A 23240-nucleotide genomic window follows, 5' to 3' on the forward strand; every position below is an offset into this window, starting at 1 on the left:
TGGAACAAAAAACAGACAAACGAACCATAACCAGATGGGCCGTATGCGTCAAGCCACTCACAGGCAATAAATGCGTAATCCCTGAAATAAAAAACTGAAACAGCCACCATCATCACAATTTAGTATGGTGGAGGCTGTTTCAGCTCAGATTTCAGAGAATAAATTTACCGGCATTACCGACACTGCTCTGCCCGTTACGGGCCAGGTTATCATAGTTATAAATATCGGTCCGGAACTGAGGTTTACCATCATCAGCAACCCAGGCGGTCAGATAGTAGAGATTCACCGGTATCCGGTGGCGGATAGACACAAAACGGGTATCACCCTGCTGCAGGGCCCCGGAAATCCGACTGCCATCCCAGCCGACATTTTGCAATAGCAGCCCCGCCAGTTCCGAAGCCTTGTTTATTCTGACACAGCCGGAACTCAAGGCCCGAATATCCCGCTGGAATAACATGTGATTTGGGGTGTCATGCAGATAGATAGCATCGGAGCTTGGCATATTAAATTTATACCGTCCTAACGCATTTTGCGGCCCCGGGGACTGACGGATACGATACGGGAAGGTAGCCGGATTCACCATTGCCCAGTTAATCGTTTCCGGATTGACCGCAACAGAATCCGCACTCCAGCCGGAAAACAGTGTGAAGCCATGCTTTTCCAGATAAGAAGGATCACTTTTTGCTTTAGGGACAATATCTTCCCTCACCAGACTGGTGGGCACATTCCATGGCGGATTAAGCACCACATTATTCAGTGCACTACGCATCAGAGGAGTCTTTCTGTCAGGACGCCCGACAATCACCCGGGAACGCAGAATAGTTTTCCCGTCTTCATAGAAACTCATCGAGAAGTTGGGGATATTGACCATAATACCATTGTGCATATCGTCGGGTAACAGACGCAGGCGTTGCATATTCAGGGCCAGTAATCCGGCACGCATGCGCGGTGTCACATTTAACCATTCACGGGTACGTGGTCCGATGACACCATCCGGTGCCAGCCCTTGCCACTGCTGAAACCGTTTGACAGCATCAACCAGTTCCGGACTGTAGACCGTTTGTGGATCAACCGGTGTAGCAGAAGGTGTTACAGGTACGGTTCCCTGATCTGCCAGAGGCGCAGTACCGCTATTGCTGTCGGTGACTAAACTGCTCTGCTGAACTGCCGGGGCAGATTGTAAAGATGAAGTACTGGCGGATGCAGGTGAGATAACCACCGGATGAGTGGCGGGCGCCGGTGTACTCCCGGAGGGTATAGCGTTTTCACTCAGCATACCACTCCGGGTCAGGATATCGCGCAGAACCGGGATCTCCGGGCTACTGTCGCCGGGCCTGACCGATCCACGACCATTCATATGAGGCCAGACCTCGTGATCAGCCAGTAATTTTTTTAATGCATCCTGCATTGGCAGATATTGTGGGTGTTGTGGAGCTAATCCGTTCACAAACGCCGCATCACGGTGACTGTTCACTGCACTCTGCCATAACGATATCTGCCCTGATGGCGGCATTGCCAGCGCATAAGGCGTATTGCCATACAACCAGCTTTCCCCTTTTATCGGGGCTTCGGCAACGAACTGCAAATAACCGAGCATTGCATCAGATAAAATAAGGTCTCTCTGCATCCCGGTAATATCACTGCGGGAAAGCCAGCTGATCCATTGCCCGAACTGCGGTTGTACACCAGAAAGTGCAACTTCCGCCAACTGCTGCTGGAATCTTTCAACGGCCTGCTGATCCTGCCACATTGGCTGCAGATGCCGTGCATGATACAGCGCCGCCAGTTCAGATAAGTAGTAAGGATGAATCCCACCGGGCAGAGAACCGATGATCGCACTAAAGCTTTCTACCGACGTGTGAGGATTTGCTGGCTGATGATGAATTTCAGTCCCGGTCGTCCCCTGAGCTGCCCAAAGCGATGAACCCGGCATCAATGTTAATGACAGCCCGCAGAGTAATACTATCGGTCTGAATTTATGACCATTTTTCAACATCCCTGACCCCTTATGTCTCACCGTAAGCAACAACAGTAGTCCAGTCTTAGTATTTTCGCACTATCATATTAAGTTTAAACAATAAAACGGCATCTGCTGAAAAACAAATGCCGTTTATGTTAATTAATTTCCGGATTCACTTCACTGTATAACTGTCAGTTAACTCTGTGTCATTTCACCGGCCGGAGGCGTAGCAGCGGAGGGTTCCGGACCGAATCCCCTTAAGCCTACCACATGAACATGTTCGGTATTATTGATGACTTTACGCACCAGTTTATACGTGGTGCCTTTTTCCGGGCTAATATTTTCCGGAGCCGCAATCACCAGCTGCATATCCAGACGTTCGCAAAGCTCAAATAACGTCGCAATAGAACGACCATCCAGGCGAGCGGCTTCATCCAGGAACAGTAACCGGCAAGGAGAAATATCTTTGCCGCGCAAACGACGAGACTCTTCTTCCCAGCTCTGAACAACCATCACCAGAATTGACATCCCGGTACCAATAGCTTCACCGGTAGACAATGCCCCACTCTCTGCCCGTAACCAGCCATCAGAACCCCGGTTAACTTCCACTTCCATTTCCAGATAATTACGGTAATCCAGCAACTCCTCACCAATCACTTGCGGTGTACGCTGTCCGAGATCGATCTGCGGGTTAAGACGCTGATAAAGTTTCGCCAATGCTTCAGAAAAAGTCAGACGCTGGCTGTTAAACAGATCCTGGTGCTGCTCGTGATCACTGGCCAGGGTTTCCAGTAACACTGAATGGGCCTCACGGACATTTACGTTCAGTCGAACGCTGTTGACCTGTCCAAAACTCACGGCCTGCAACCCCTGGTTTAGCTGGCGAATACGGTTCTGTTCACGCTGAATGGTCTTACGGATAATATTTGCAGCACTGCGTGAACTGATTGCCAGATTTTGCTCACGGGCAGTCAGCTCTTCTGTCAGACGATTCAGCTCGATTTCCATCTGTTCTATCGCCTCAACCGGATCATCTGTACGGATGATATCCTGGCGAATACGTTCACGAAGGTGTTGATAGACCGCAATAAAGAAGCGAATCTTACGTTCCGGATATTTTGGATCTTCAGATAACCGCAGTACATCGCGCAGATGTTCATTATCTGCAACCGCCAGCCGTAATGCACCGAGTGCTTTATCCGACATGGAGCGCAGCTCATCGCCACTCAGATAGGCCAGTTCACGACGATGCAGGCGACGTTCAATACCGTTGTCTTTAACCAACCGCATAACAGTACACCAGCCAGCCTTGGCCCGGACCACCTGTTCACGGTTCTGCGCATAATCCCGTTCCAGTTTACGCAAGCGTTTCTGCAGGGCATCCATTTCGGCCTCACAGAATGTGATCTGTTTTTCCAGCTGATTACGGCGAGCCCTGTTATGACTTAACTGATTGTATAATTCATCGCGACGCAATCGGGAGCGTTCTTCTGCACTGGTATCTGCAGCCACACCGATATCCTGCATCTCCTGATGTAATTCGCGAAGCATATCTTTTTTGGCATCGTACGAGCTTTTGAGCGAAGCCAGCACACGGGAATACTGAGTCAGCATCGACTGATGCTCCCTGAGTTTCTCTCTGGCCTGCGCACGCTCTCCTTCTGCCTGTTCCAGCTGCTTGCGTAATTTATTACTGAGATCACTGTTGCCATCCAGCATACTGCCTGAGTCGGCATAACTGAAATGAGCCCGGCGTTGCAGAACTTCAGTGAGTGCAAACGACTGCTGGCGATACTCACGCTGCTTCTGTTGCGCTGTCTGATAATCAGCCTGTAGCTGTGCATGCTGTTGAGGATCGTTCTGTAGTACCGGTAACAGAGTCTCAAGTTTTGTGATTTTACTTCCATGCTGGTGCAGATAGCGGGAAGCTTCCTGTGCTTCCTCTACCTGTTCACGGATTTCTTCACAACGATCTGCCAGTGTTTCATCCTGTAACAGACTCACCCGTGGCAGTAACCGGTTTAATCGGGAAACCCCTTCTTTTGCCGCTTCATACTGCTGACGCTGCTGAACAGTCTCATTTTCATGCTGACTCAGAGAGCGTTCAATATCAATTCGCTGGCTGTTCAGTTGACGAATTTGTTCCTCGGGATCCTGCTCAAATGCAATGGCAAGATGACTGCCGATAAAACGACTGAAAGATTGATGCAACCTCTGAGTTTTCTGAACATCGAACGATAATGTGGCATAAGTTTCGGCCAGTTTTTCACGTTCGTTATGCAGTAATTCCAGTTGATTTTCTCTGGCAGCTCTGCCGAACAGAGGCACTTTAGGGAACCGGGAATAACGCCACTGGCGATCAGCCACCTTAACAATGACCGCGCCTTCCAGCTCATCAACACTGAACACACTGTCATCAAATGACTGCGGATCCCCTTCAATCAGGTAGAGGTCTTCCGGACAGTCTTCCAGCCCGGAAAGTTGCTCCTGAATCAGGGATAAATCAGGGACGACGATGGCATGGCGCGATGGCCCGTATAACGCCGAGAAATACGGAGCATCATCCAGAGTAACATCATCATAGATTTCAGATAATAAAACTCCACCAAACTTCTCTGCCAACTGGTTGAGTCGGGCATCTTCAGCCCCCCCCGGCTGACTGAGGCGTTCAATCTGTTGCTCTGTTTCACGTTTCTTCGCGGCAACAGCATCACGTTCCACCGTTGTTTCGCGCTCACGTTCCAGCAGTTGTTGCATGTAACCCGTCACCTGCTGACTATTGGTTAATGCCTGGCCGGTTTGTTCGCTTAACTGAGTCAGTATTTCCTGTGCTGCCAGCCAGTGTGGTGCTTTACTGGTCAGGGAGGTTATTTTGTCACGTATCTGACTCAGCGTCTGGCGCAGAGATAACCGCTGCTCGCCTGCATTAGCCACGGTTTCAGATAACGCTTCAATCTGAGCTTCCAGTTCACGATGCAAGCCTTCCAACGCATCTGCATCATACTGCTGCCCCTGGCTTTTACAGAATTCGGCCAGCAAACGATCGGCCTCATTTTGCTCACGTAACCGCTGTTCGAGTTCTGCCAGACGCAGACGCAGTGAAGAGAGCTGATCGGCGTAATGCCGTTGGGTTGCAGCTTCGCGAACAATTTCACGTCCGGTCTGCCATGCATCGTGACGGCTGACCGGGCCCGAAATTTGGGTGACCAGTTCAAGTGCCTGTTCAAACTGGCTGTGAGCTGCTTCTGCCACACTCAGCTTTTGTTCAAGCGACAGTAAAAGGCTGGTGGCCTCTTCCTCACGGGCACTGAAGCGTTCCTGCCACTCTTCGGCACTGTCCAGTGTCAGGTCAGGAATCTGACAAAGTTCCCGGGCACGCTGTAACGCCTGAACGGCCTGCTGATATTGAATAGCACGCGTCTGCTGAACATCCAGTGCCTGCTGGAAATCAGCCAGTTGACTCTTCAGCTCATCAACTTCGAGCTCAGCAGCTTCCGCTCGTTGCTGGTTATCCTCGAAGATCTCTTCAGCTTCCGCCACGACTTCATTTTGTTCTTCGAGCCGGTAGGTCAGTTCATCAAGTTCACTTTCATAACGCTCAATTTTTTCCTGCTGACGCACGGCAGTCTGCACCAGGTTCAGATGATCACTGGCGGCCTGGTAATCTGCTTCCAGAGACCCTTCTGCGGCCGAATGCTCTGACAACTCCCGTGCCATTTCAACATGCCGGTATTGTCCACTGGCTAACTCTTTACGCCCGGTAAAGAGTTCATTTCTCAGTAACAGCGCACCATCCAGATGAATACGGCGTTCATTGGCATGACGCATGTAATCCGCAGCGACATAATCAGTCGCCTCAGTGATCAGGTGCTTAAACAGGTTACGGTCTGACTGAGTGACACGAATAGCTTCCAGGGTCATGCGATTCTCACGCAGAGCCGCTTCCATATCCTGGAATGCTTTACGAACGCCACCGTTTTCAGGCAACAGGTAATCACGCAGTGAGCGGGTTATCGCACTGGAAATCCCACCATATAACGAGGCTTCAATAAGACGGTAATATTTGCTGCGATCCCCCTGGGTACGAAGTCGACGGGCAACGATTCCCTGCTCAAACATCATACTGTGATAGTCAGTAACAGAGTTATACTGACGGAAAGTGACACCTTCCTCGGCGTCCAGTCGTTCTTTCACATCATTAAGCGGCAGGACCTTCGCCTGGCGACTGTTAACGATTTCCGTCAGTAATTCTGTCGGGGCAATTGACTCAGGTAAGTCATGGACACTAAACGCTTTAATATCGACTTTCTTATCACGCCCTGAGATTTGCTGTAAACGCACTCCCACCACAGAGCGCTGTCCGCGGGAATTAACAACATCCAGTACCGCGTAACACACACCGGCACGGAGTTTACCGTGTAGCCCCTTATCACGAGAACCACTGGTAGCCCCCGCTTCAGTGGTATTTCTGAAATGCAGTAATGTCAGATCAGGAATTAAGGCGGTAATAAAGGCGGCCATGGTGGTGGATTTACCGGCGCCATTTCCTCCGGACAGCGTGGTCACCATATCGTCAAGATCAAAGGTCCGGGCAAAAAAACCGTTCCAGTTAATCAATGTCAGCGATCGAAACTTTCCACGTTCAATCATTCCTCGTCATCCTCCCCGCGGTCAGCGGCATCATCACTGATCTCATTTTCTGCTTCTGTCTGGCTGGCTTTATCCTGCGATTCCAGAGAAACACCTTCTCCGTCACGAATTAAACGTAACTGCGCTTCACGTGGTTCGTCACCACTGCGGACTTCAGCACCGAAACGGAACACTGACTCCATGATCCGGAACTTACTGTTGTCATTGCCCATAAACCAGACCATACCCAGTCGGCGCAAGCGGTTGAGTGAAGCACGCACCTTTTCCTGTAATTTTGCACGGTCAAAATCAGAACCGGTAGAACGCTGATTAACAAAGCGCAACAGTTTCGACTCATCAGCCAGAGACAATAGCTCGTCGTACAGTTCCTGCTGGGTAAAGATGCCTTCGTTGGCCAGCCGTTCGGGGCTGAGGTAGAGATAACAAAGGATTTTACCAACCATCATATCCAGTTCAGACATCACAGAGCGTGAAATCAACGTGGTAGAACGCGGTCGCAGGTAAAAGAATCCTTCCGGAGCACGGATCAATTCCACATGGTAACGGGAATAGAATTCTTCGAGTTCACCCTGAAAGTCCATTAAAAAGGCATGATTGTCTAATTCTTCAAAACCAATATGCCGGCCTGCTCTAAGCTGACTATCCAGCGCCGGAAAAATCGGGTTAGCCAGTGCCTGTGCCAGTTTAACCGGCATCACTTGTTCAATATTTGTCGATGACATGTGCCTGCACCTTGGCTCCGTAATCATTTATAATTTGCCACCCGGCAGGCAGCCCTGCTAAGTCAGCCTCGGAAACGCCTAACCGTACTGCCTGATCGATAACGATACGCGCTAAATCGAAATGCCGCGCCCGCGGATACTGGGACAGATATTCTTTCATCACATCGGCCAGATTCAGTGGGATGGATTGCTGTTTGTAGACACGCAATGCTTCTTCAATCATTGCTGCCAGTTGTTCTCTGATTTCATTAAATTCTTCAAATTCCAGCTCGGCCGGTAATTCGCCCGTGACCTCTTCATTACGCAAGGTTAGTTCATCTTCACGGGTATCAAACAGGCGGTCAGCATTTGCATAGGTCAAAGCCCATGGAGACTGAAAATAATTCTGAACTGACTGGCGTAAACGCTGGGCAAAAACCCGGTTTTTGTCCATATCGATAGCGGTACGAATGAACTTATGCACATGCCGGTCATAGCCAATCCACAGATCTATTGCTTGTTGGCCCCAGCTGGTGATCCTGTCTAATTTACTCTGTAAATCAAACACCAGCTTATCGACAAACCCTAAATCAGGGCTGTTAAGTGTCGCATCCTGAATACGCATCAGACTGGCCTGCAATTTATCACCGGCCGCTTCCAGGGTATCCTGCAGTTCACGCAGCGTACCGGAAGTCTCGGAGAGTAATAATTCACAGCTGGAAATCGCCGCTCGCCAGTCTTTATTCAGCAACGCTGCGATATCGTCTTTAACACCCTGCTGCTGCTCATCCATACTACGCTGTGTCAAATCAATGCTGTCGAAAATTTCTGCTACCGAATATTTAAGGGGGGCGAACACGTTGCGATGCCAGTGAAATTCGTCACCATTTTCTTCTGCGGCATCGGCCGCTCGTTTCAGCTCATTTGCCACAATTGACAATTGCATAGACAGACGCAGCGTCGAAAACTCACGCTGACGAATATAATAATCAGTAATTCCAATCCCTAACGGGGTCAGACGGTAGATCGCATGGCCATCCGCCTGTTCGCTGGTAAAACGATTGAGTAATCGCTGTTTTACCATATCATTAATGGCGTTATTCGCTCTGGCCTGGACGGTTTCACTGGTTTGTTCAAAGGCTTTGCTGACGTGACGGAAACCATCGATCAGTTCACCTTCACTGAGTTCACCATCCATCCTTTCGCCATTCAGAGTTGCGATCGCCAGCAGGAAAGCCAGACGCTCCGTCGGCAGCGATATAGAAAAATCGCTGGTACGGGCCCAGGAAACCAACTCCGGGATCGTCTGGGAGAAATCACTCATAATTGATCCTTTTGCAGAGGTTTACGCGCGGTGACATGAATATATCGGCCCAGACTCAGAAAAGGTTCCTGACGGCAGAAGCGCCTCTCCATTTCCAGGATCCCATCAAAGCCATTAGCACTTGGGGGCATATCACGAATAAAATCGCTGAACACCCGGATCCCTGCCCGCTGTTCAATAGTAAATCCGCAGTCAGCCAGCCAACGGTAGACTTGCTGTGGATCGCGGGGATAATCCGGCGACAACGTCTTCTTCTTGCGCTTCTTCATATCTGCCCGCAGATAACCAAAATTACCCAGTGTCAGATTCTGCATCGTCAATCCATGAAGATTATAAAACATAAGCGACAAAATCCCTCCGGGGGTTAACGCGTCATATAGTGCCTTTAGCGTCAGTTCAGGTTCCGCGATCCATTCCAGCACAGCATGGAACAATACCAGATCCGCGGGCTGAACCAAATGGTCAGCGATATCCTGAGCCCGCATTTGTTTAAAAACCATATTTTGGTCAGCACCCAATTGCCTGGCATGTTGTTCGGCTCGCCTGAGCATTTCCCCTGAAACATCACCTAGCAGGACATTGTGTCCCTGTAGTGCCAGCTTGCTGGAAATTTGCCCAATACCTCCGCCGGCATCTACCACCGATAAAACTCGCTGCGGAAGATTCGCTAATATAACATCCAGTTCATCCCAGAGAATTGCCTGACGGATTTGACCTTTTGCGGTACCGTAAATATTTTGAGTAAATTTCTCAGCAAGATCATCAAAATTACGATCCTTCATGCTAAAGCTCCGGACGGGTGATGAACGAAATATGCTATTTTGTCACAGCTCTTGCAAGAATGTAGCTTTCATCCCTGAGATTGCGACCGGCTGCTGTTTTTTCAGACAAAACTGGTGATATTTATGCTGTTTATGGTTAAAAAATTGATTGGCTCACTACTCTCTCCTCTGCCGGTCATCATCCTGTTAATGGCCTGTGGGCTGTTATTACTCTGGTTCACCCGGCGGCAAAAAACCGCCAAAATTATGATTTCGGTCAGTTGGCTGATTTTATTGTTATTAAGCCTGCAGCCTGTTGCTGATCGATTACTTGCCCCACTGGAAAATCACTACCCTACCTGGCAGGGAAAACAGCCAGTTGATTATATCGTGGTTTTGGGGGGAGGCTATACTTTCAATCCTGAGTGGGCGCCCGGATCGAACCTGATTGGTAACAGCCTGCCCCGGGTGGCAGAAGGTGTCCGCCAATGGCGCCTCAGTCCGGGAGCAAAATTAATTTTTACCGGTGCCAAAGCCGGAGGGAATCCTCGCAGCAATGCCAGTGTTGCCGCAGAAGTCGCCATGTCTCTGGGAGTGCCTGCCACAGATATTATCGAGCTCGAGCAGCCTAAAGATACCGCTGAGGAAGCTGCGGCAGTAAAAAATGTGGTGGGTAGCCACTCTTTATTGCTGGTAACCTCTGCTAATCATCTGCCGAGAGCCATGGTATTTTTCCAGCGCCAGGGATTACACCCTTACCCTGCACCTGCAAACCAACTGGCTATCAGCAGCCCGTTAAACTGGTGGGAAAGAATAACGCCTTCTGCACTGTGGTTATCTCACAGCGAGCGAGCCTGGTACGAAACACTGGGCAGGTTGTGGCAGAAGTTAACTGGTTAAGTTATCAGCCAAGCCAGGGCAAAAGGTCTGTTTTGGCTTGCGCAAATAACCGGGCAGAAAATGGCCGGTTATACACCACCTGCTCTACCTCATGCCATAACCGGTATAGAGCACAGCGCCAGATAAAGCCCTCATCCAGCGGATACCGTTGACGGTAAGCAAGGACCAAACTCTGCCCCGCAGCCTCTGTCCACAACCGAAACAGTTCATACTCTGCCGGAGCCCAGAGCATCCTGCCTGGCTGAACCATGGCCAACAGCCGGTCAGTATGGGAATCTTTGATGATATTTTTTAATTCGAGATTACCGTGAATCATCACGTTCGGCTGGCTGAGATCGGCAAACAATTCATCATGACGAACCTGAGTCCGGTGTAAAATTTGCTGATCGTCCGCAGAAATCACCGCGGGTAGTTTTTGCTGTAACAGCGAAAAAAGTACTGAAGTGTACTGAAAATACCAGTCAGGCCAACTCAGATTCTGGCTACTGTCAATATAGCCACTCATCCCGTCGGCTGAGTGACTATGCCAGGCTGACAAACCATCAATGATTTGCTGTTCGAGCGAGTCCCATTGCTGTGCCGAATGTGCCGGGACTTCAGCAGAGATCCCGCCTAAACGTTCAACCAGTAATAATTCGTGAAAAGGTGGTCTTTCGCTGAGAACTACCCCATAAACAGTAGGTACATGTACTGTCCCCTTCTGTCTTAACAACATCAGTTTTCTGGCTTCCTGTTCTGCCAGACCTGGCTGTGAGAAATAGCGGACAGCCATTGGCATAGCCTGTCCGGATTGATCATAGAGGGCATACAGACAAGACTGAGGCTGACAGTTCAGGGTCTCGACTCTGCTGACCGATTCACCGAGGATAAGACTAAGCTCTGATTTTAACAGTTCCATGTTTGCTCCTGAAAACTGCCTGTCAGCGGAAACTGTTTCGGTATCCGCTGACACCACAGATTACTTACCGGCCAGAATTTCGCGAACACGTTGCAGGTCGTGAGGCGTATCGACGCCTACCTGAGGTGTTTCAATAGCGACATCGACATGAATCTTTTCGCCATACCAAAGGACTCGCAGTTGTTCCAGCAACTCAATTTGCTCCAGTGCACAAGGCTGCCAGCTAATATAACGCCGGATAAACCCTGCGCGGTAAGCATAAATACCAATATGTCGAAGCAGTGTATCTCCTGCCTGTTCACGCGAATGCTCATAGCGCTGGCGATCCCATGGGATCGTCGCACGGGAAAAATAGAGAGCATAACCCTGATGATCGGTAACAACTTTTACCGCGTTTGGATTGAATGCCTCTTGTGCATCAGCAATCGGAACAGCCAGCGTTGCCATGCCTGAGGTCGCTTTTGCCAGATTATCCGCGACCTGGCGAATAATCACCGGCGGAACAAGTGGTTCATCACCCTGGACATTAACGATGATCGTATCATCAGGAAATTCATATTTAGCGATGACTTCTGCCAGTCGCTCAGTACCTGAATGGTGTTCTTCACGTGTCATACAGACTTCCCCGCCAGCCGCCGTTACCGCAGCGGCAACGTCAGGATGGTCAGTCGCTACAATGACCCGTGATGCTCCGGATGCCAGAGCTTTCTGCAGTACATGAACCACCATCGGCTGACCATTAATATCCACCAGCGGTTTGCCGGGCAACCGTGTTGAAGCATAACGTGCCGGAATGATGACCACAAAACTCATGGCAGGCTCTCTTCCACGGTCAGGGTACGGGCTTCATTTTCCAGCAAGACCGGAATTCCGTCACGTACCGGGTAGGCTAAGCCATCGGCTTTACAGGTCAGTTCCTGTAGTTGTTGGTTATATTGCAACTTACCATTGCAGACAGGACATGCCACTATTTCAAGTAAACGGTGATCCATATTTCCTCCATCACGGACCGCAGGGTGCAGTTGATTAGCATACCACAGCCACCAGCACAGGAGACATTGTTTGTCGTAAGGAGGTTTTCTCAGAGGGGAAAAAGTCCCCTCACTTTTAGCGGGTGAATGTGAGTTAACCCGGGAAGCAGAGAGTTTATAACTGGCAGAGACCGGTAATTTTTTTAAGCAATGGCTCGACAGAATCACCGGAAAGCTGTGCGGTAACCGGCAAATACCACCAGTTAGCCCGGGCGAAACTACGGCATTTAACAGCATCTTTTTCGGTCATCAACAGTGGCTGGTCTGCTGTCGTGAGTTGTTCCAGTTCCTGAACGCTGTAGGCATGGTGGTCAGCAAAAGCAATTTCGGCCAGAGGTGTAATGCCCATTGACCTGAGCGTTGCGAAAAAACGAGGCGGATGTCCAATCCCGGCCATCGCCACAACCCGGGAAAAGTCGGACAGGTTTCGCCTCTCACCACTCAGCAAATTAACTGCCTCTCCGGCCATAAGCTGCATACCAATTTCTCCTTGACCGGTCTCACCGCCGTTAATCACTACGGCATCGACTTCGCGTAATCTTGATTCCCGCTCTCTCATTGGACCGGCAGGTAACCACCAGCCATTACCAAAACGCCTGACCCCATCAACGACAACTATCTCAATATCCCGCTGCAGAGCATAGTGTTGCAGACCATCATCGGTAACAATAACATCAGGCTTCTCCGCGCCCAGTAAAGCGGTAACTGCATCTGCCCGCCGTGGAGCTACCGCTACCGGAGCTCCTGTTCGCTGATAGATTAACACCGGTTCATCCCCGGCTTCAGCCGTAGTGGTACTCTCATTAAGTACCAGAGGATAGTGGTCAGACTTGCCGCCGTAACCACGTGACACGACTCCGGCTTTGAGCCCACGGGCCTGTAACTGTTCAACCAGCCAGACAACGACCGGAGTCTTGCCATTTCCTCCGGCCGTCAGATTGCCGACAACCACTACCGGAACCGGAGCGCGCCAGCTTTTTCGCCAGCCTTTAACGTAACTCATCCGAATCAATCCGCTGGCCGCACCATACAAAAATGAAAAGGGCAGCAGCAAGCGCCACCACCCTGATTTTCCACTCCATAACTTATCAATCATTGACCAAACTGCATTTTATGGAGCTGAGCATAAGTCCCACTTTTTTCCAGTAAGGCCGCATGGTTACCGCGTTCAATGATTCTGCCATCTTCAACCACCACAATTTCATCAGCCTTCTCGATGGTTGATAACCGATGGGCAATAACCAGCGAGGTGCGGTTCTTTTGCAGTTCATCCAGTGCAGCCTGAATCGCTCTCTCAGATTCCGTATCCAACGCTGATGTCGCTTCATCCAGAATCAGGATCGGACAGTCACGTAATAAAGCACGTGCGATCGCAATACGCTGACGTTGTCCCCCGGAGAGTAGCACCCCATTTTCACCAATGACCGTATCCAGACCGTGTTCCATTTTGCCAATAAAGTCCATTGCGTGAGCCATTTCAGCGACCTTTTCTATTTCTTCACGGCTGTACTTTGATTCACGCGCATAAGCAATATTGTTTGCAATAGTGTCATTGAATAAATGAACATTCTGAGAAACTAAAGCGACCTGGTCACGTAATGAATGCAATGTATATTCCCGCAGGTCATGACCATCCAGTGTAATCTCCCCGGACTGGATATCATAAAAGCGAGTCAACAGGCTGGCAATGGTGGATTTACCTGATCCTGAACGTCCCACCAGAGCTACCGTCTTACCTGCAGGTAATTTCATTGAAATGTCATGCAGTGCCGGTATTTCGCGGCCAGGGTAGCTGAATGTCACATGACGGAATTCGATATCACCTTCTGCACGCTCTACCACACGGGTACCGGTATCCACTTCCTGTTCAGAATCGAGGATTGTGAACAGTGTCTGGCAGGCCGCCATCCCACGCTGGAACTGGGCATTAACGTTGGTCAACGATTTCAACGGACGCATTAAGGCAATCATGGAAGAGAATACGACCGTAATTGTACCTGCAGTCAGTGTTTCCATCACTCCGGGGTAACTGGCAGCATACAGAACAAATGCCAGTGCCAGCGAAGCGATGAGCTGAATAATAGGATCAGAGATTGAGGAGGCTGACACCAGTTTCATTCCCTGCTGTCTCATGCGGTTACTGACCACATCAAAACGCTTGGTTTCCACTTCCTGGCCGCCAAAAATCAACACTTCTTTGTGCCCTTTCAGCATCTGTTCCGCACTGGTCGTCACCTGACCCATGGTATTTTGCATTGTCTTACTGATACCACGAAAACGTTTAGAGACCATGCGGATAGCGATTGAGACTACCGGAGCCAGCACAATAAGAATCAACGATAACTGCCAGCTATAGTAAAACATCATGATAAACAGGCCGATAATGGAAGCACCTTCTCTGACCACCGTCACCAACGCGCTGGATGAAGATGAAGCAACCTGTTCAGAATCATAAGTAATACGTGATAATAATGTTCCGGTCGATTGCTGGTCAAAGAAGGCAACCGGCATTCCCATCATATGAGAGAACAAGCGACGGCGCATTGCCATCACCACATTTCCGGAGACCCAGGAAATACAGTAACTTGAAACATAGCTGGTAACACCACGGACCAGCATCAGACCAATAACGGCTAATGGCATCCATACCAGCACTGATTTATCAGCTTTGCCAAAACCATCATCAAGTAAGGGTTTAAGTAACGATAACATCAGGGTATCGCCTGCAGCATTCAGTATCAGAGCGACAGCCGACACAAAGAGTCCTGCTTTGTGTGGGGCGATGAGAGGCCAGAGCCTGCGAAATGTTTGCCACGTTGAGAGATCTTTATCTGGATGCATTATTTCTTCACGTTGTTAGAGATTGCGGCTTATTCTACCTGGATTCGGCTTTCACGCCAAACCACTGATGATACCAGCGCGGGAAAATTTGTTCGCGCATTTCTAAAACCTGATAGCTATCCTTATAAATTCTCAGGGATATCTGCCCGGAAACCGCAGTATCGAGCCAGCGATAACCGGCATCATAATAGCGTCCGACCACTGCGGAAGATGGCATTTTCCAGCTGTTATAGCGAGCCAGGGAGGCCAACGCCAGTTGGCCGTTTACTCTTCTCAGTAACACTGGTACCGATGATGTATTACTGCCATGATGGGGTACCTGAATAAATGTTGAGCGTAGCTGTTCTTTTTCCAGCCTGACCAGTTCTTTTTCTGCACCACTTTCAATATCGCCGGTAAGAAGCAGACTGAAGCGCCCGTCACTCACTTTTATAATACAGGAATCATCATTCTGCCCTCTGCTATGCCCGACAGGTGGCCATAACACGTTAAACTTCAGGTTCTTCCACTGCCAGTTTTCCCCTCTGAAACAGGGCAGATGATGTGGTCTGTCCAGGGCGGTCCTCAAAGGAACGTTAGGCCAGCGCTGTTTTATACTGCTAAGTCCGCCATAATGGTCAAGGTGCCGATGGCTGATAATCACCTCTTTCGGCACCAGTTGCCGCTGTAATAACCAGGGGATAATCAAACGCTGTCCTGCATCTGTGTGCTGCCAGCGATTACCCGTATCGTAGATCACCGCCTCATTTTGCTGGCTAATCACTACTGCCAGTCCATGCCCTACATCCAGCATATCCACCCGCCAGATTTCGGTGCTACTTTGGAAACGCCATAATAAACTACTCAGTAACAGCGCCATACCCGACATTTTGAAGCCGACGTATACACCGGCACGGACAAAGAACAGACTCCCCCAGGCCAGTGCCCCCCATAACCAGACGTCATTAATCACCAGCCAACCTGTAGGTAAGGCTTCAAGCGAACGACACAGCAATATCACACTCTGGTCGGCCAGTTGCCACAGTGGTGCCGAATATCCTGTCGGAGTCAGCAGTAATGCTGTGCCGGCCAGAGGTAATGTCAGTAGAGAGACAACCGGTATTGCCAGTAAATTTGCCGGTAATGCGAACAAACTGGTCCCACTGAACAACAACGCTTGCAGAGGCAGCATCAATATCATCATTCCCAGTTGCAGATGTAGTAACCGGAGCACAGACCAGCACCGTAGTGACCTGAATCTTCGGGGCAGGTTAAACCAACGATACCATACCAGTAGCATCAGGACTGCCAGCATTGACAGCCAAAAGCTGTCGGACAAGATCAGCATAGGATCGGCTAACAACAACAACGCTGCACAACAAATCCAAACCTGCCAGCTATTCATATTGGATCGCTGGTGGCTAAAAATCATCCATAGTGTGACTGCCAGCATTGCACGCAATGCCGGGGGCTGCATGCCAGACACCCAGGTATACATCGCCGCTATCAGCCAACTGACTGTCTGAGGTCCCTCCCGTCTGATATAGCGTACGGGTATCCAGCACTGTATCCTGACGGCCAGCCACCAACCAACACCACCTGCAAGACCGATATGCATACCTGAAATTGCCATCAAATGAGCAACCCCGGTGTCCCTGAATAACTGGCTTACCCACGGAGAAACACCATCTCTCAGACCAAAGAGTAGTGCCTGCAGTATACCGCGGCTTTCCATCAACCCGATTTCGCTTTGCACCCGCTGAATGATCTGCTGTCTCAGATTACATTCAGTAGTCAGTGGTACTTTCCGGAGAATTTTTCCCTGCAGCGGCGTATAGGTTGCCAGTGCCTGGCGTTGCTGATCATAACCCCCTTCGTTCAGCTGACTATGAACAGCCCGTAATCTGAGACGCATTTCCCAGCGTTGCCCCACACAAAAGTTGGCGACTGAATCCCCTGCGGGTATCCAGGCAGATAACACAGGAAACCTGATTTTCTGCCCCGTTCTGACAATACTCACCCGAATCCTCTGTCTACTGTTTTCTGTGGCAGTGACTCTGACCAGGGCGTTGACAGGGAGAATCGTCAGCTCTTCAATTTGTTGTAATTGTTGCCGGGCAACCGTGGCTCCCCAGCAAAAAATCAGTCCGGACCATGCAATTATCCATAACAGCCGATAAGACGATTGCAGTAACACGACTGCAATTACCGCGGTAAATAGTAAAAACAGCGGACCTGGCAACGAAGGTAAAAATAACAATGGCACCAGACTTGCTGGCGTAATCCAGGCGATTGAAATAACGTTCACATACTCTCCTGTTAGTCAGGAGAATATTGTGCCGTAACAATGGATGATGACTTAGCCACTGATACCCAGTTTGCGGGATATTACTCAATACAACATCAGTTGTTGTTTGCAGAAGGTTATCGTTTCTTCGAATGCTCGCAATTCAGCGGACAGATATGTTTATGGCAAAAAAAAAACGACACCCTAAGGTATCGTTTTTAGCATCTAATGAGTTCAGGCTCAGACATTATTCACTAATGTTTGCACGATCCCGTAACTCTTTTCCTGGTTTAAAGTGGGGAACGTATTTACCTTCCAGTTCCACTTTATCACCAGTTTTAGGGTTACGCCCGGTGCGGGGAGCACGATAGTGCAGAGAAAAACTGCCGAATCCCCGGATTTCGATACGCTCACCCTGAGCCAGGGTTGATGCCATGTGTTCAAGCATCTCTTTTACAGCATCTTCAACAGCCTTAGCCGGAATATGTGTCTGCTGGCTGGCAAGGCGTTCGATCAACTCTGACTTAGTCATGAATCCTCCGGTTAATTCCTCTATGGAACATTTGACAGCTCACCTGATTCGGGCAACGGTTTTCACCGTTGTCCGTCATATCAGGCAATTACTCGCCTTTAGATGCTGCTTTGAACGCTTCAGCCATTGCGTTAGAGAAGCTGCCTTCGTCAGACTGTTTGTTGTTAACAGTGGCGATTGCATCTTTCTCATCAGCTTCGTCTTTCGCACGAACAGACAGGCTAACGACACGGTTTTTACGATCAACGCCGGTGAATTTGGCTTCAACTTCGTCGCCAACATTCAGGACCAGAGTGGCATCTTCAATACGGTCGCGTGAAGCTTCAGAAGCGCGCAGGTAACCTTCAACGCCGTCAGCTAACTCAACTGTAGCACCTTTCGCGTCAACTGCAGTCACTTTACCAGTAACGATCACACCTTTTTTGTTCAGGGTGATGTAGTTGTTGAAAGGATCTTCAGCCAGTTGTTTTACGCCTAAAGAGATACGCTCACGTTCTGCATCTACCTGCAGTACAACGGCAGCGATTTCGTCGCCTTTTTTGTACTCACGAACAGCTTCTTCGCCGGTCGCGTTCCAGGAGATGTCTGACAGGTGAACCAGACCGTCGATACCACCGTCCAGGCCGATGAAGATACCAAAGTCAGTGATAGACTTGATTTTACCTTCAACACGATCGCCTTTGTTGTGGGTTTCTGCGAACTGCTGCCATGGGTTAGATTTGCACTGCTTCAGACCCAGGGAGATACGACGACGTTCTTCGTCGATGTCCAGAACCATAACTTCAACAACATCGCCCACGTTAACCACTTTAGACGGATGAATGTTTTTGTTAGTCCAGTCCATTTCTGAAACGTGAACCAGACCTTCAACGCCTTCTTCGATTTCAACGAAGCAGCCGTAGTCAGTCAGATTAGTCACACGACCAGTCAGACGAGTACCTTCAGGGTAACGCTTAGCGATAGCAACCCATGGATCTTCGCCCAGCTGTTTCAGGCCCAGAGACACACGAGTACGTTCACGGTCGAATTTCAGCACTTTAACAGTGATTTCGTCGCCAACGTTGACAATTTCGCTTGGATGTTTAACACGTTTCCACGCCATATCAGTGATATGCAGCAGCCCGTCAACACCACCCAGATCAACGAATGCACCGTAGTCAGTAAGGTTTTTAACGATACCTTTAACTTCCATGCCTTCCTGCAGGTTTTCCAGCAGTTGATCACGTTCAGCACTGTTTTCAGATTCGATAACTGCACGACGTGAAACCACGACGTTGTTACGTTTCTGATCCAGCTTGATTACTTTGAATTCAAGCTCTTTGCCTTCCAGGTGCAGAGTATCGCGAACCGGACGCACATCAACCAGTGAACCTGGCAGGAACGCACGAATACCGTTCAGCTCAACAGTGAAGCCGCCCTTGACTTTGCCGTTGATAATACCGGTAACAGTTTCAGCTTCTTCATACGCTTTTTCCAGCGTGATCCAAGCTTCGTGACGTTTAGCTTTCTCACGGGACAGCAGAGTTTCACCGAAGCCGTCTTCTACAGCATCGAGGGCTACGTCAACTTCGTCGCCAACCTGGATTTCCAGTTCGCCAGCTGCGTTTTTGAACTGCTCTGCAGGAATTGCAGATTCAGATTTCAGGCCCGCATCAACCAGGACGATGTCTTTGTCGATAGCAACAACAACACCACGAACGATGGAACCCGGACGGGTTTCGATTTCTTTCAGGGACTCTTCAAAGAGTTGAGCAAAAGATTCAGTCATATTGATAATCTTCAGGATTCTTCAATTTAACGTCCATCTGACTTCTTGTCGGATGGGGTTGTTTCACATTCCCCGCACCATCCATGGAACGAGGGTAGAGCATTCGTTCGGTTAACTGCGAGGCAGTTACCGGATTTTGTTCAACCGCGACCTGGCATATTCCAGTGACATATCAATAACTTGATCGATTGTCATTCCGGTTGAATCGATGACCAGCGCATCAGCAGCAGGCACCAGTGGTGCCACAGCACGATTACGATCTCGGTCATCGCGTTCTTTTATCTCAGATAAAAGGCGCTCAAAGTTAACACTAAAGCCCTTTTCCTGCAACTGTAGCATACGTCGCTGCGCTCTTTCTTCAGCACTGGCATCAAGAAAAATTTTAACCGCAGCGTCCGGAAACACCACTGTCCCCATATCCCGGCCATCAGCAATCAACCCTGGCGCTTCTTTGAACGCTCGTTGTCGACGTAACAGTGCTTCACGTACCCTTGGGAAAGCGGCAACTTTCGAGGCTGTATTACTCACTTCCTGACTCCGGATTTCATGAGTGACTTCTTCGCCTTCCAGAATCACCTGCATATCCTCCCCGGTCGGGACAAAACGTACGTCTAAATGTGCGGCGATCGGTACCAACGCTTCTTCTGAACTGATATCGACATGGTGATGTAAAGCCGCCAGCGCGAGCACCCGATAAATTGCCCCGGAATCCAGTAAGTGCCATTGCAGCTGTTCAGCGATTGCTTTGCACAGTGTGCCCTTCCCGGCCCCGCTCGGTCCGTCAATTGTAATTACCGGCACCGTTGTCATTACATCTCTCCTTCATCGCTACTCTGGATTTCAGGCATAAAAATACGCCACTGGCGCTAAGTATACCCTCTCCCGCGGGGAAGTAGCAGTGACTTATGCCGCCAGCAGGTCAAAAAAGCAGAACTTTACGCTAAAACTGACAATGCCGGAATGAAATCACACCGGCACTCTCACACTAACCATAGACCATAATACGCCAGATCGTCGGATTATTCGTGGCTAATTGCTGCCAACTGATGGAAATAGTCCGGGAATGTTTTCGCAGTGCATCCGGGATCAAGGATCGTGACCGACGTACCAGACAAAGCCACCAGTGAAAAACACATGGCGATTCGGTGGTCATTATAAGTTTCAATCTCAGCATGCTTTAGTGTCTGTGCCGGAGTGATACGAATAAAATCATGACCTTCTTCTACCGTGGCACCCACTTTACGCAGTTCTGCTGCCATCGCGGCCAGCCGGTCTGTCTCTTTAACCCGCCAGTTGTATATGTTGGTCATCAGGGTCGTGCCTTCGGCGAACAACGCTGTGGTCGCAATTGTCATGGCAGCATCAGGAATGTGATTCATATCCATATCGACAGCCTTTAGGGTACCGCGGCGACAGGCGATATAATCATCTCCCCACTCGATAACTGCCCCCATTTTTTCCAGCACATCGGCAAAACGGATATCGCCCTGAACGCTATTACGGCCAATACCGGTCACCCGTACAGTACCGCCTTTAATGGCGGCGGCAGCCAGAAAGTATGAGGCGGAAGAGGCATCGCCCTCCACCAGATAATGGCCAGGTGACTGATACTGCTGGCCCCCCTGAATCACAAAAGTCTGATATTGCTGGTTTTCAACATCAATACCAAAACATTTCATCAGATTGAGGGTAATATCGATATAGGGTTTAGAAACCAGTTCACCTTTGATTGTGATAGTCGTCTGCTCACTGGCTAAAGGCGCGGTCATCAGTAAAGCGGTTAGAAACTGGCTTGAAACGCTCCCATCCACACTGATTTTTCCGCCGCGGAATCCGCCTTTCAGACGTAGCGGAGGATAATCTTCATTTTCCAGATAACTGATATCTGCTCCGCCCTGACGAAGTGCGTCCACGAGATGGCCTATCGGCCTCTCTTTCATCCGTGGTTCACCGGTAAGAACAATATCATTCTCCGCGAGGCTCAGAGCTGCGGCCAGCGGACGCATGGCCGTTCCGGCGTTGCCAAGGAAAAGTTCGACAGGTGCGGATGCTTGTAATGGACCGCCGATGCCGCTCACTACGCATTCAGTACGATCTTCTGACAATGAGTAATCGATACCCAGCAGAGTTAAACCATTCAGCATATGCCTGATGTCATCGCTATCCAGCAGATTAGTCAGACGGGTAGTCCCACTGGCCATCGCCGCCAGCAAAAGAGCGCGGTTTGATACACTCTTCGAGCCGGGTAAATTTACCGTACCGTCGATATGGGCTACAGGTTGTAAGGTCAGAGAATCCGGCATTTAAAAATCACTCTTTATCAAAGATGAAAACCCCGTCAGTGACGGGGTAATTTGAAAAACCTGCAACTCCTGCAGATTTAGCCGTGGCGGCGTTCAAAGTCCTGCATAAATTCGGTCAGTGCAGTCACACCAGCCAGAGGCATTGCATTGTAGATTGAAGCACGCATTCCACCAACAACGCGATGTCCCTTCAGTGCATGGAGGCCCTGGCTGAGAGATTCCTCCAGAAACACTTTATCCAGTGCAGAATCTGCCAACTGGAAAGGGACATTCATCCGTGAGCGGCTTCTGGCAGCCACATTATTACGATAGAAGTCGCTGCGATCAATGGTACCGTACAACAGATCAGCTTTCTGCTGATTCAGTTTGTCCATCGCGGCCACACCACCCTGCTCTTTCAGCCAGCTGAATACCAGCCCGGACAAATACCAGGCAAATGTCGGCGGTGTATTGAACATCGAATTGTTTTCGGCCAGTACGGTGTAATCCAGAATTGAAGGCAGTTCTTTCCGCGCTTTACCCAACAGATCTTCACGGACAATGACCATGGTCAGACCTGCCGGACCAATATTTTTTTGCGCTCCGGCATAAATAACACCGTAGCGGCTGACATCAATAGGCTGAGACAGGATGGTAGAAGAGAAGTCGGCAACCACAATCTTGTCACCAAAATCGGGTTGTTCATCAATAGCTGTGCCGTCGATAGTTTCATTCGGGCAATAATGGACGTAAGCAGCATTATCATTAAGCTGCCATTGACTCATTGGCAACAGGGCAGTTTTACCTTCTTCGTTGACCTTGATATCAATGACATTCGGTGTGCAGTATTTTTCAGCTTCTTTTACGGCGCTGTGCGCCCAGTAACCACCATCAACATAATCCGCGTGACTGGCGTTGCCCAGCAAATTTCCTGGCACCGCAGCGAACTGTCCACGCCCTCCACCATGACAGAACAGAACTTTATAGTTTGACGGGATTTTTAACAGATCGCGGAAATCCTGCTCAGCGGTTTCGGCAACCTGAATAAATTCTTTACTACGATGGCTTATCTCCATTACAGAGGTACCCAGTCCCTGCCAGTTGACCAGTTCCTGTTGTGCACGACGAAGAACTTCTGTTGGCAACATTGCCGGACCAGAACTAAAATTATACACCTGCGTCATTTATACTCACCATGATTACATCGAAAGGATTATAGGATCTCTATCGGTTTTATCACTGCAGGAAAACAGCTGCAATAACTAATCTCCCCGCAATGACATTTTTATTCATCTGTGGCTAATCCCCTGACTCTTCCTGTTTATT

17 protein-coding genes are annotated in these 23240 nt (G+C 49.5%); 1 reads left to right on the forward strand and 16 read right to left on the reverse strand.

The features are described from left to right. Positions 1–151 precede the first annotated feature (151 nt). From ldtD to cmoM, 5 genes are all read right to left on the reverse strand, one after another. On the reverse strand, positions 152–1996 hold the full coding sequence (ldtD, locus tag B3Z23_RS04490; protein ID WP_294901973.1) for a L,D-transpeptidase: 1845 nt from the start codon (positions 1994–1996) through the stop codon (positions 152–154). A gap of 159 nt (positions 1997–2155) precedes the next feature. Next, positions 2156–6610 (reverse strand): chromosome partition protein MukB, encoded by a 4455-nt coding sequence (gene mukB, locus B3Z23_RS04495; RefSeq protein ID WP_294901975.1) that lies wholly within the window; start codon positions 6608–6610, stop codon positions 2156–2158. Further along, positions 6607–7332, reverse strand: a complete 726-nt coding sequence (gene mukE / locus B3Z23_RS04500) for a chromosome partition protein MukE (protein WP_038019840.1) — start codon at positions 7330–7332, stop codon at positions 6607–6609. The genes mukB and mukE overlap by 4 nt, the downstream gene beginning before the upstream one ends. Then, a complete protein-coding gene (gene mukF / locus B3Z23_RS04505) occupies positions 7313–8635 on the reverse strand; it encodes a chromosome partition protein MukF (protein WP_294901978.1) in 1323 nt (440 codons plus the stop codon). Before mukF ends, mukE begins: the two co-directional genes overlap by 20 nt. After that, the gene (gene cmoM / locus B3Z23_RS04510) at positions 8632–9417 is read right to left on the reverse strand and encodes a tRNA uridine 5-oxyacetic acid(34) methyltransferase CmoM (protein ID WP_294901980.1); all 786 of its coding nucleotides are present in this window, start codon (positions 9415–9417) and stop codon (positions 8632–8634) included. Before cmoM ends, mukF begins: the two co-directional genes overlap by 4 nt. 123 nt (positions 9418–9540) lie before the next feature. Here cmoM and elyC point away from each other — a divergent pair, with 123 nt between their 5' ends. Continuing rightward, the gene (gene elyC, locus B3Z23_RS04515; protein WP_294901982.1) at positions 9541–10296 is read left to right on the forward strand and encodes an envelope biogenesis factor ElyC; all 756 of its coding nucleotides are present in this window, start codon (positions 9541–9543) and stop codon (positions 10294–10296) included. Between the two features lie 4 nt (positions 10297–10300). Here elyC and B3Z23_RS04520 read toward each other — a convergent pair whose 3' ends face one another. The 11 genes from B3Z23_RS04520 to serC all read right to left on the reverse strand — a co-directional run bounded on the left by B3Z23_RS04520 (position 10301) and on the right by serC (position 23098). Further along, positions 10301–11194 carry a phosphotransferase gene (locus tag B3Z23_RS04520; protein WP_294901984.1) on the reverse strand — a complete coding sequence of 298 codons (894 nt, stop codon included), beginning with the start codon at positions 11192–11194 and terminating at the stop codon, positions 10301–10303. A 60-nt stretch (positions 11195–11254) separates the two neighbouring features. Next, entirely contained in the window at positions 11255–12007 is a 753-nt protein-coding gene (kdsB, locus tag B3Z23_RS04525; protein WP_294901986.1) for a 3-deoxy-manno-octulosonate cytidylyltransferase, read from the reverse strand. Then, positions 12004–12186: a Trm112 family protein gene (locus B3Z23_RS04530; protein ID WP_294901988.1), complete on the reverse strand. Its 183-nt coding sequence runs from the start codon at positions 12184–12186 to the stop codon at positions 12004–12006. Before B3Z23_RS04530 ends, kdsB begins: the two co-directional genes overlap by 4 nt. Before the next feature lie 154 nt (positions 12187–12340). Further along, on the reverse strand, positions 12341–13321 hold the full coding sequence (gene lpxK, locus B3Z23_RS04535) for a tetraacyldisaccharide 4'-kinase (RefSeq protein WP_294901990.1): 981 nt from the start codon (positions 13319–13321) through the stop codon (positions 12341–12343). Beyond that, on the reverse strand, positions 13318–15066 hold the full coding sequence (gene msbA / locus B3Z23_RS04540) for a lipid A ABC transporter ATP-binding protein/permease MsbA (protein WP_294901992.1): 1749 nt from the start codon (positions 15064–15066) through the stop codon (positions 13318–13320). The genes lpxK and msbA overlap by 4 nt, the downstream gene beginning before the upstream one ends. 34 nt (positions 15067–15100) lie before the next feature. Beyond that, on the reverse strand, positions 15101–17353 hold the full coding sequence (locus tag B3Z23_RS04545) for a DNA internalization-related competence protein ComEC/Rec2 (RefSeq protein WP_294901994.1): 2253 nt from the start codon (positions 17351–17353) through the stop codon (positions 15101–15103). 226 nt (positions 17354–17579) lie between these two features. Continuing rightward, positions 17580–17864: an integration host factor subunit beta gene (gene ihfB / locus B3Z23_RS04550; protein ID WP_038019815.1), complete on the reverse strand. Its 285-nt coding sequence runs from the start codon at positions 17862–17864 to the stop codon at positions 17580–17582. An 88-nt stretch (positions 17865–17952) separates the two neighbouring features. Beyond that, positions 17953–19632 carry a 30S ribosomal protein S1 gene (rpsA, locus tag B3Z23_RS04555; RefSeq protein ID WP_038019813.1) on the reverse strand — a complete coding sequence of 560 codons (1680 nt, stop codon included), beginning with the start codon at positions 19630–19632 and terminating at the stop codon, positions 17953–17955. A gap of 126 nt (positions 19633–19758) precedes the next feature. After that, a complete protein-coding gene (gene cmk / locus B3Z23_RS04560; protein WP_294902007.1) occupies positions 19759–20442 on the reverse strand; it encodes a (d)CMP kinase in 684 nt (227 codons plus the stop codon). Between the two features lie 209 nt (positions 20443–20651). Continuing rightward, positions 20652–21935, reverse strand: a complete 1284-nt coding sequence (aroA, locus tag B3Z23_RS04565; protein WP_294902008.1) for a 3-phosphoshikimate 1-carboxyvinyltransferase — start codon at positions 21933–21935, stop codon at positions 20652–20654. 77 nt (positions 21936–22012) lie between these two features. Further along, a complete protein-coding gene (gene serC, locus B3Z23_RS04570; RefSeq protein WP_294902009.1) occupies positions 22013–23098 on the reverse strand; it encodes a 3-phosphoserine/phosphohydroxythreonine transaminase in 1086 nt (361 codons plus the stop codon). Positions 23099–23240: the final 142 nt, after the last annotated feature.

Origin of the sequence: Tatumella sp. UBA2305, assembly GCF_002345795.1 — a bacterium.
Classification (GTDB): domain Bacteria; phylum Pseudomonadota; class Gammaproteobacteria; order Enterobacterales; family Enterobacteriaceae; genus Tatumella; species Tatumella morbirosei.

What these genes read in the sequence shown, in the direction of transcription:
- B3Z23_RS04520 (WP_294901984.1), bottom strand. Translation starts at nt 11,194, where the DNA reads ATGGAACTGTTAAAATCAGAGCTTAGTCTTATCCTCGGTGAATCGGTC.
- ihfB (WP_038019815.1), bottom strand. Translation starts at nt 17,864, where the DNA reads ATGACTAAGTCAGAGTTGATCGAACGCCTTGCCAGCCAGCAGACACAT.
- lpxK (WP_294901990.1), bottom strand. Translation starts at nt 13,321, where the DNA reads ATGATTGATAAGTTATGGAGTGGAAAATCAGGGTGGTGGCGCTTGCTG.
- msbA (WP_294901992.1), bottom strand. Translation starts at nt 15,066, where the DNA reads ATGCATCCAGATAAAGATCTCTCAACGTGGCAAACATTTCGCAGGCTC.
- ldtD (WP_294901973.1), bottom strand. Translation starts at nt 1,996, where the DNA reads ATGTTGAAAAATGGTCATAAATTCAGACCGATAGTATTACTCTGCGGG.
- serC (WP_294902009.1), bottom strand. Translation starts at nt 23,098, where the DNA reads ATGACGCAGGTGTATAATTTTAGTTCTGGTCCGGCAATGTTGCCAACA.
- mukB (WP_294901975.1), bottom strand. Translation starts at nt 6,610, where the DNA reads ATGATTGAACGTGGAAAGTTTCGATCGCTGACATTGATTAACTGGAAC.
- cmoM (WP_294901980.1), bottom strand. Translation starts at nt 9,417, where the DNA reads ATGAAGGATCGTAATTTTGATGATCTTGCTGAGAAATTTACTCAAAAT.
- kdsB (WP_294901986.1), bottom strand. Translation starts at nt 12,007, where the DNA reads ATGAGTTTTGTGGTCATCATTCCGGCACGTTATGCTTCAACACGGTTG.
- mukE (WP_038019840.1), bottom strand. Translation starts at nt 7,332, where the DNA reads ATGTCATCGACAAATATTGAACAAGTGATGCCGGTTAAACTGGCACAG.
- cmk (WP_294902007.1), bottom strand. Translation starts at nt 20,442, where the DNA reads ATGACAACGGTGCCGGTAATTACAATTGACGGACCGAGCGGGGCCGGG.
- aroA (WP_294902008.1), bottom strand. Translation starts at nt 21,935, where the DNA reads ATGCCGGATTCTCTGACCTTACAACCTGTAGCCCATATCGACGGTACG.
- elyC (WP_294901982.1), top strand. Translation starts at nt 9,541, where the DNA reads ATGCTGTTTATGGTTAAAAAATTGATTGGCTCACTACTCTCTCCTCTG.
- rpsA (WP_038019813.1), bottom strand. Translation starts at nt 19,632, where the DNA reads ATGACTGAATCTTTTGCTCAACTCTTTGAAGAGTCCCTGAAAGAAATC.
- mukF (WP_294901978.1), bottom strand. Translation starts at nt 8,635, where the DNA reads ATGAGTGATTTCTCCCAGACGATCCCGGAGTTGGTTTCCTGGGCCCGT.
- B3Z23_RS04530 (WP_294901988.1), bottom strand. Translation starts at nt 12,186, where the DNA reads ATGGATCACCGTTTACTTGAAATAGTGGCATGTCCTGTCTGCAATGGT.